Raw genomic sequence first — 8661 nt, 5'->3', positions numbered from 1 at the left:
AAATTCTACCTCTGCCTCGACGACGACCTGCTGCGCATCTTCGGCCCCGACACGCTCTTCTCCAAGATGATGAACAAGAATCTGGAGGACGGCGAGGCGATCGGGTCGAAGTGGCTGTCGAAGGCGATCGAGACCGCGCAGAAGAAGGTCGAGGCGCGCAACTACGATATCCGCAAGCAGGTGGTCGAGTACGACAACGTCATGAACGACCAGCGCAAGGTCATCTATGAACAGCGCGGCGAGATCATCGACAGCGAGACCGTCGACGAGGTGATGGCGGCGATGCGCGCCGAAACGGTCAATTCGATCGTCGCCGACGCGTGCCCCCCGGGCAGCTATCCCGAGCAGTGGGACGTCGAGGCGATGAAGGAGCGCACGGCGAACATCCTCGACCTGGCGCCGCCGATCGACGACTGGATGCAGGAGGATGCGGTCGACGCCGAAATCTTCGAGGAGCGTATCCAGCAGGCGGCCGATGCGGTCGCGGCCGAGAAGGCGGGCCTTGTCGACGCCGAGACGTGGCAGGGGATCGAAAAGTCGATCCTGCTCCAGACGCTCGATCATCACTGGAAAGAGCATCTCTCGACGCTCGACGCGCTGCGTCAGGTCGTGTTCCTGCGCGCCTATGCGCAGAAGCAGCCGATCAACGAGTACAAGCAGGAGGCCTTTGCGCTGTTCGAGCGCATGCTGCAGAATATCCGCGAGGATGTGACGCGCACGGTCGCGCGCATCGACCTGCGCTTCGAGGAGCCCGAGCCGATGCCGCTCCCCGACCTGCCCGACTTCCTGACGACGCACATCGACCCGTTCACGGGCGAGGACAACAGCGGCGATATCGATGCGGGATCGCTGGGCGTGATCGCGAACACGCTGCCGCCGATGCAGGTGCCGAAACCCGACCTGCCCGAGGGCGAGAATCCCTATGCCGCGCTGGAGATCAGCCGCAATGCGCCGTGCCCCTGCGGTTCGGGCCGCAAGTACAAGCATTGCCACGGGGCGATCTGAGCGATGCCGCCGCGCGCCGCAGGGCGCGCGGCAAGTCCTTGATGTTACCGTATCAACCCGCACCACGAGTCCGCTTGCCAAGGTGCACGGGCGCGATTAGCATCGCCTTCATAAGCTTGACGGCCGCGTAGCCAGACAAGCGACGCAGCAGGCAGGAACGATGGGCCGCGCGCGCCCCTGTATCGGCGCGGGCGGCCGGACGATGGCATGTTGCGTGGAAAGGGCCGGGGCATTTCCTTCTTCGACGAGATGACGGGGCAGACGAGTTCCGGTCAGGCGGGCGAGGTCCGGTCGCCCTATCGCGAATATTCGGAGTGGTTCGCCCGCGAGGATACGGCGCGCATCCATCGCAAGGCGCAGCAGGCCGAGGCCTTTTTCCGGACCACGGGCATCACCTTCAACGTCTATGGCGAGGACGAGGCCGACGAGCGGCTGATCCCGTTCGACGTCGTCCCGCGGATCATCTCGGCGAGCGAGTGGCGCCGCCTGTCGCGCGGCATCGAACAGCGCGTGCGCGCGCTCAACGCCTTTCTCCACGATATCTATCACCGGCAGGAAATCCTGCGCGCCGGGCGCGTGCCGGTCGAACTGATTTCGCGCAACGAGGCTTTCCTGCCGATGATGATGGGCATGGATCCGCCCGGCGGGGTCTATACGCATATCAGCGGTATCGACATCGTGCGGACCGGCGCCGACGAATTCTATGTACTCGAGGACAATGCGCGGACGCCGTCGGGCGTGTCCTACATGCTCGAAAATCGCGAGACGATGCTCCAGATGTTCCCCGAGCTGTTCGCGAAGATTTCGGTGCGCGAGGTCGGCGACTATCCGCTCAACCTCCTGAAGTCGCTTGCGGCCTGTGCGCCGCCCGCGTGCAACGGGACGCCGACCGTCGCGGTATTGACGCCGGGCATCCACAACAGCGCCTATTTCGAGCACAGCTTCTTGGCCGACCAGATGGGCGCCGAACTGGTCGAAGGGCATGATTTGCGCGTCGTCGACGGGCGCGCCCAGATGCGTACGACGCAGGGCTATACGCCGATCGACGTCGTCTATCGCCGCGTCGACGACGATTTCCTCGATCCGCTGAATTTCCGGCCGGACTCGGTGCTGGGCGTCCCCGGAATCTGGGACGTCTATCGCGCCGGCGGCATCACCATCGCCAATGCGCCGGGCACCGGGATCGCCGACGACAAGGCGCTCTACAGCTATATGCCCGACATCATCGAATTCTATACGGGCGAAAAGGCGCTGCTTCCCAATGTGCCGACGTGGCGCTGCAGCGAGCCCGAGCATCTGCGCGAAGTGCTCGACCGGCTCCCCGAACTGGTGGTGAAGGAAGTCCATGGCTCGGGCGGCTATGGCATGCTCGTCGGCCCGGCGGCGAGCAAGAAGGAGATCGCGGCGTTCCGCGCCAAGCTCGAGGCGAACCCGCGCAACTATATCGCGCAGCCGACGCTCTCGCTCTCGACCGTGCCGATCTTCACCAAGGCGGGGCTCGCACCGCGTCACGTCGACCTTCGTCCCTTCGTGCTGATGTCGCCGCAGGGTATCCGGATCACACCCGGCGGGCTGACGCGCGTCGCGATGAGCAAGGGGTCGCTGGTGGTCAATTCGAGCCAGGGTGGCGGCACCAAAGACACCTGGGTACTGGACGACTGATGCTCGGGAAAACCGCAGGCAGCCTCTACTGGATGGCGCGCTATCTCGAACGGAGCGAAAACAATGCGCGGCTGATCGATGCGGGCTTTCGCATCGCGCTCACACGATCGAGCACGGCGCGGTCCGAATGGCGATCGGTACTCGTCACCGCAGGACAGGATTTCGCCTTCCGGCAGGCGCAGGGCGAGGATTATACGTCGCAGCGCGTCGTCGATTTCCTGCTGCGCGATCCGGCCAATCCGTCGAGCATCCTTTCGGTCGTCAAGCGCGCGCGCGACAATGCCCGCACCGCGCGCACCTATCTGACCCGCGAGGTGTGGGAGGCGGTCAACACCAGCTGGATGACGCTGGGCGCCCTGCTCAAGCGGCAGGTACGCGAGGACGATCTGCCCGACGTGCTCGCGGCGATCCGCCAGCAGAGCGCGCAGGTCGGCGGAACCTTTTCGGGCACGATGCTGCGCAACGACGGCTATAATTTCGCACGGCTCGGCACCTTCCTCGAACGCGCCGACAACACGGCGCGCATTCTCGACGTCAAATATTATCTGCTGCTGCCGTCGGTCGCGCATATCGGCAGCTCGATCGACAATGTGCAGTGGGAGACGATCCTGCGCTCGGTATCGGCGCACCGCGCCTATCACTGGCTCTACGGCGCCGAGATAAGCGCGCTCAAGATCGCCGAGTTCCTGATCCTCTACAAGCAGATGCCGCGCAGCCTCGCCTTTTGCTGCGACCAGATGAACGACAATCTGGGTCTGCTCCAGCGCACCTATGGCGAGGAGACCGAGGCGATCCGCATGGGGACGTCGATCTGTCGCGACCGGTTGTCGCGCCCCATCCAGTCGATCTTCGACGGCGGGCTGCACGAATTCATCACCGATTTCCTCCGCGCCAATGCCGCGCTCGCGCGGCAGATCGAGCGCGATTACCGGTTCGTGGAGTGAGTATGCGGCTGAAGGTGGAGCATAGCACCCATTATCATTTCGACGGCCATGTCGCCTATGCGCTGCAGCAATTGAAGCTGACGCCGAAGGAACGGCCGGGGCAGCAACTGATCCACAATTGGTCGATAGAGATCGGGGGCGGGACGCGGCAGTTCCACTACACCGACCATCACGGCAATGGCGTCGACCTCGTGTCGGTGCATGGCGGCGCGCCCGAACTCGTCATCCGTTGCACCGGCGAGGTCGAACTCATCACCTGGGACGGGGTGATCGGGCCGCACCGCGGTGCGATGCCGCTCTGGACCTTCCTCCGCCCGACACCGCTGACGCGTGCGGGACGCGGGGTGCGTTCGCTGACCGCCGAACTGGGCCGCGATTTCGCGAACGACATCGAGCGCGCGCACGCGCTGTCGGGGCTGATCCTCGCGAAGCTGCCCTACCGGATCGGCGTGACCGACGCCGAGACGACCGCCGAGCAGGCGCTCGCGGGCGAGGGCGGCGTCTGTCAGGACCATGCGCATATCTTCATCGCCGCGATGCGCCACCTCGGCCACCCCGCACGCTATGTTTCGGGCTATCTGATGATGAACGACCGGACGCATCAGGATGCAACCCACGGTTGGGCCGAGGCGTATTTCGAGCATATCGGCTGGATCGGCTTCGACGTGAGCAATGGCCACTCACCCGACCGGCGTTATATCCGCGTCGCGACCGGCCTCGACTATCGCGACGCCGCCCCGGTTCGCGGGATGCGCTATGGTGCAGCGCAGGAAAATCTGGTTGTCCAATTGCAGGTCCAGCAATAGGTGGGCCGGGGACGGCGAAGAAAATCCGGCGGGGAAAACGGGATTCGATGACTTATTGCGTTGGCATGCGTTTGAACAAGGGGCTGGTGTTCATGTCGGACACCCGCACCAATGCGGGCGTCGACGATATCTCGCAGGTTCGCAAGATGCGCAGCTGGACGGTGCCGGGCGAGCGCGTGATCACGCTGATGTCGGCGGGCAACCTCGCGACGACGCAGGCGGTCGTCAGCCTGCTCGACGAGCGCACCAAGGCGCCCGAAGACAGGCATCCGTCGATCCTTGCCGCGCCGTCGATGTTCGCCGTTGCGACGATCGTCGGCGAAACGCTGCGCAATATCGTGATGCGCCATAGCGACGAGGGGCCGGCGGCGGAATCGCTGTTCCGCGCGTCGCTGATCGTCGGCGGGCAGATCCGCGGGTCCGAACCCCGGCTGTTCCTGATCTATCCCGAAGGCAATTTCATCGAGGCGGGCGAGGACAATCCCTTCTTCCAGATCGGCGAGACGAAATATGGCCGGCCGATCATCGTGCGCTCATACGACCCGGCGATGTCGTTCGAGGATTCGGTGAAATTGCTTTGCGTCTCGTTCGATTCGACGATCCGCGCCAACGCCGGTGTCGACCTGCCGATCGACCTGAAAGTCCATGAGCGCGACGATTTCACCACCGTGCGCGAACGGCGGTTCGAGCGCAACGATCCCTATTTCGAAAGCGTCGCCGACGGCTGGGCCGAGGCGCTGGGAATCGCGCTCGCGGAGCTTCCCGACTTCCATTTCTGATCGGCATCGGCCACCCTCGTCCGACGACGAACAGGGGAAGGATCGCCATGTTGCGCTGGATTGCCGCCGCGCTCGTTCTGACAGCCAGTCCGGCGGCGGCCGAAGAGGCGGGTTTCGACAAGGCGCTGAGCGATTTCCGCGCGCTGCATCGCAGCGAGGCCGGCCGCGCAAATATCGCGGGAAGCAGCTTCTATGTGGTGCGTGACGGCCGGACCGTCGTCGCCGACCATCTGGGCGAACAGGACGCCGACGCGCATGTCCCCGTCGACGCGCGGACGATCTACCATTGGGCGTCGATCACCAAGACGATGACCGGGATCGCGATCATGCAGCTTCGCGATCGCGGGCTGTTGTCGCTCGACGATCCGATCGTGCGATATGTGCCCGAACTTGCCGCCGTGCATAACCCCCATGGCGACACGGGCGCGATCACGTTGCGGCAGTTGATGAGCCACAGTGCGGGATTTCGCAGCGGCACCTGGCCGTGGCGCGACCACGACTGGCAGCCGTTCGAGCCGAAGGGCTGGCCCCAGCTGGCGGCGATGCTGCCTTACACGCAGGTCGAATTCGAACCCGGCAGCCGCTTCGGCTACTCGAACCCCGGCATCGTCTATCTGGGACAGGTGATCGAACGCCTGTCGGGCGAGGATTATGAAGTCTATATCGACAAGAACATCCTGAAGCCGCTGGGGATGCACGACAGCTATTTCGACCGTACGCCGCCGCATCTGCTGCCGCACCGGTCGCACAGCTATCATGTCCGCGAGGGCAAGCGCATTGCCGCGCCGTTCGACGTCGATACCGGCGTGACGGTATCGAATGGCGGGCTCAATGCCCCGATGCCCGACATGGCGAAATATGTCGCCTTCCTGCTCGGCGATCCGGTGCGTCAGGCCGATCATGATCTGGTGCTCAGACGGTCGTCGATCGAGGAAATGTGGATGCCGCAGATCGCGGCGGGCGACGATTTCACCCAGGGTCGCATGGCGAAGACGACGCAGAGCGGCCTGTCCTTCTTCATCGATCGCGGTGCGGGGGTGCGTTTTGTCGGTCACAACGGCGACCAGAACGGCTTTCGCGCCTATCTCAGCCTGTGTCCCGACCAACGCGTCGGCAGCCTGCTGGCCTTCAACACCGAAACGCGCGGCGTTCAGAACAGCCCCGCCAATCGCGACACGGCGGAATCGCGGATCGCGCTTGCGACCGACCGGTTGTGCGAGGCGCTCGCGCGTCGTTGAAAGCGGGATTCCGGAACGGGGAGGCCCGGAAGGTACGCGACCTTCCGGGCCTGGTTGTTCCGGCCGTCAGGGAGGGGAAGGAGCGGCCGGAACCGGGGGCGCTCCCTCTATGGCGCCCGCCGCCTGTCCGCTCAATCATACGAAAGCATGACCGGGTCTGTCCGGAGGGCTTGGCGTGTCCCGGATTTCAGCGGTTCTTCCGTCCTTCGATCAAACCGTCGACGAGGCTCGGGTCGGCGAGCGTCGAGGTGTCGCCGAGCGACCCGAAATCATTCTCGGCAATCTTGCGCAGGATGCGGCGCATGATCTTGCCTGAACGCGTCTTGGGAAGCGCGGGGGTCAGGTGGATATGGTCGGGGGTCGCGATCGGGCCGATCTCGGTGCGGACCTGTTGCTTGAGCGCGGCGGCGACCTCGTCGGTCGGTTCGACCCCGGCGTTCAATGTGACATAGGCGTAGATGCCCTGACCCTTGATGTCGTGCGGGAAGCCGACGACCGCGGCCTCGGCGACAAGGTCGTGGAGGACCAGCGCGCTTTCGACTTCGGCGGTGCCCATGCGGTGGCCCGAGACGTTGATGACATCGTCGACGCGGCCGGTGATCCGCCAGTAACCGTCGGTGTCGCGGCGGCAGCCGTCACCGGTGAAATATTTGCCCTTGTAGGTCGAGAAATAGGTCTCGGCGAAACGCTGGTGATCGCCGTAGATCGTCCGCGCCTGCCCCGGCCAGCTGTGGGTGATGCAGAGATTGCCCTCGGCCGCGCCGCCGGTCTGTTCATCGACGAGGACGACGCCCTCGGCATCGACAAGCTGCGGGCGGATGCCGAAGAAGGGCCGTCCCGCGCTGCCCGGCTGCATCGGGTGGGCACCGGGCAGGGTGGTGATCATGATCCCGCCGGTTTCGGTCTGCCACCATGTATCGACGACGGGGACGCGGCCCTTGCCGACGACCTGGTGATACCAGCGCCATGCTTCGGGATTGATCGGCTCGCCGACGCTGCCGAGCAGGCGGAGCGACGAGAGGTCGTGCCGCGTCACATAATCGTCGCCCTCGCGCATCAGCGCGCGGATCGCGGTTGGCGCGGTGTAGAGGATATTGACCCTGTGCTTGTCGACGACCTGCCAGAAACGGTCGTGGTCGGGGTAGTTCGGCACGCCCTCGAACATCAGCGTCGTCGCGCCGTTCTGGAGCGGACCATAGACGACATAGCTGTGCCCCGTGACCCAGCCGATGTCGGCGCTGCACCAGAATATCTCGCCCGGGCGGTAGTCGAAGCCGTACCAGAAGCTGCTCGCGGTCCACACCGAATAGCCGCCGACCGTGTGGAGGACGCCCTTGGGCTTCCCCGTCGAGCCCGAGGTGTAGAGGATGAAGAGCGGGTCTTCGGCATTCATCGGCTCGCAAGGGCAGTCGGCGCCGACATCGGCGGACAGCGCGTCGTACCAATGGTCGCGGCCTTCCTTCATCGCGACATCGCCGCCGGTGTGGGCGATCACCAGCACCGCCTTGACGTCGACACGCTCCAGAGCCTTGTCGACATTGGCTTTCAGGGGAACGGTCTTGCCGCCGCGGAGGCCCTCGTCGGCGCAGATGACCCAGTCGCTGGCGCAATCCTCGATCCGCCCGTGGATCGCCTCGGGCGAGAAGCCGCCGAAGACGACGCTGTGCACCGCGCCGATGCGCGCGCAGGCGAGCATCGCGACCGCGCCCTCGGGGATCATCGGCATATAGATGGTGACGCGGTCGCCCTTCTGGACGCCCATCTTCTTGAGCGTATTGGCGAAACGGATGACGTCGGCGAGCAGCGCCTTGTAGCTGATGCGCCGCGTCTCGCCGTCGGGCGCGTCGGGTTCGAAGATGATCGCGGTGCGGTCGCCATGCCCCGCGGCGACATGGCGGTCGAGGGCGTTGTGACAGAGGTTGAGGACGCCATCCTCGTACCATTTGATCTCGACCGGATCGAACGACCAGCCGGCGATTTTCGTCGGCGGGGTGATCCAGTCGAGACGCCTGGCCTGTTCGGCCCAGAAGGTGTCGGGATCGGCGATGCTCTGCGCATAAAGCCGGTCATAGTCCGCCGCGCTGCAATGTGTATTGGCTGCGGCATCGGCCGGAACGGGAACGAAGGGCTCGGACGGCGGCAATTCGGACACGGACGACTCTCCCATTCGGGTTTGCATTGTTCGCCCGCTGCGATAACCCGCGAGCCGCAAGTTGCAAGGCGCATG

The 8661-nt window shown here is 64.8% G+C and carries 7 protein-coding genes; 6 read left to right on the top strand and 1 reads right to left on the bottom strand.

Features of this window, described 5'->3' with window-relative positions:
• The 6 genes from JHC57_RS11390 to JHC57_RS11365 all read left to right on the top strand — a co-directional run.
• Window positions 1–1005 (top strand): SEC-C metal-binding domain-containing protein (locus JHC57_RS11390; RefSeq protein ID WP_294030124.1); only part of this gene is annotated, 1005 nt, incomplete at its 5' end.
• 249 nt (window positions 1006–1254) lie between these two features.
• On the top strand, window positions 1255–2667 hold the full coding sequence (locus tag JHC57_RS11385) for a circularly permuted type 2 ATP-grasp protein (protein ID WP_294030128.1): 1413 nt from the start codon (window positions 1255–1257) through the stop codon (window positions 2665–2667).
• Entirely contained in the window at window positions 2667–3611 is a 945-nt protein-coding gene (locus tag JHC57_RS11380; RefSeq protein ID WP_294030123.1) for an alpha-E domain-containing protein, read from the top strand. Before JHC57_RS11385 ends, JHC57_RS11380 begins: the two co-directional genes overlap by 1 nt.
• 2 nt (window positions 3612–3613) lie before the next feature.
• Window positions 3614–4417 (top strand): transglutaminase family protein, encoded by an 804-nt coding sequence (locus tag JHC57_RS11375; protein WP_294030122.1) that lies wholly within the window; start codon window positions 3614–3616, stop codon window positions 4415–4417.
• 47 nt (window positions 4418–4464) lie between these two features.
• A complete protein-coding gene (locus JHC57_RS11370) occupies window positions 4465–5196 on the top strand; it encodes a peptidase (protein ID WP_294030121.1) in 732 nt (243 codons plus the stop codon).
• 47 nt (window positions 5197–5243) lie between these two features.
• Window positions 5244–6434, top strand: coding sequence for a serine hydrolase (locus JHC57_RS11365; protein ID WP_294030120.1), 1191 nt, complete (start codon window positions 5244–5246; stop codon window positions 6432–6434).
• Between the two features lie 187 nt (window positions 6435–6621).
• Here the strand turns inward: JHC57_RS11365 and acs are convergent, their stop codons facing one another.
• Window positions 6622–8586, bottom strand: a complete 1965-nt coding sequence (gene acs / locus JHC57_RS11360) for an acetate--CoA ligase (RefSeq protein ID WP_294030119.1) — start codon at window positions 8584–8586, stop codon at window positions 6622–6624.
• Between the last annotated feature and the right edge of the window lie 75 nt (window positions 8587–8661).

The sequence above is a fragment of the Sphingopyxis sp. genome (assembly GCF_016463645.1).
Lineage (GTDB): Bacteria > Pseudomonadota > Alphaproteobacteria > Sphingomonadales > Sphingomonadaceae > Sphingopyxis.
This window is presented reverse-complemented; position numbering and strand designations above follow the sequence as displayed.

What these genes read in the sequence shown, in the direction of transcription:
- JHC57_RS11375 (WP_294030122.1), top strand. Translation starts at nt 3,614, where the DNA reads ATGCGGCTGAAGGTGGAGCATAGCACCCATTATCATTTCGACGGCCAT.
- JHC57_RS11380 (WP_294030123.1), top strand. Translation starts at nt 2,667, where the DNA reads ATGCTCGGGAAAACCGCAGGCAGCCTCTACTGGATGGCGCGCTATCTC.
- JHC57_RS11385 (WP_294030128.1), top strand. Translation starts at nt 1,255, where the DNA reads ATGACGGGGCAGACGAGTTCCGGTCAGGCGGGCGAGGTCCGGTCGCCC.
- JHC57_RS11365 (WP_294030120.1), top strand. Translation starts at nt 5,244, where the DNA reads ATGTTGCGCTGGATTGCCGCCGCGCTCGTTCTGACAGCCAGTCCGGCG.
- JHC57_RS11370 (WP_294030121.1), top strand. Translation starts at nt 4,465, where the DNA reads ATGACTTATTGCGTTGGCATGCGTTTGAACAAGGGGCTGGTGTTCATG.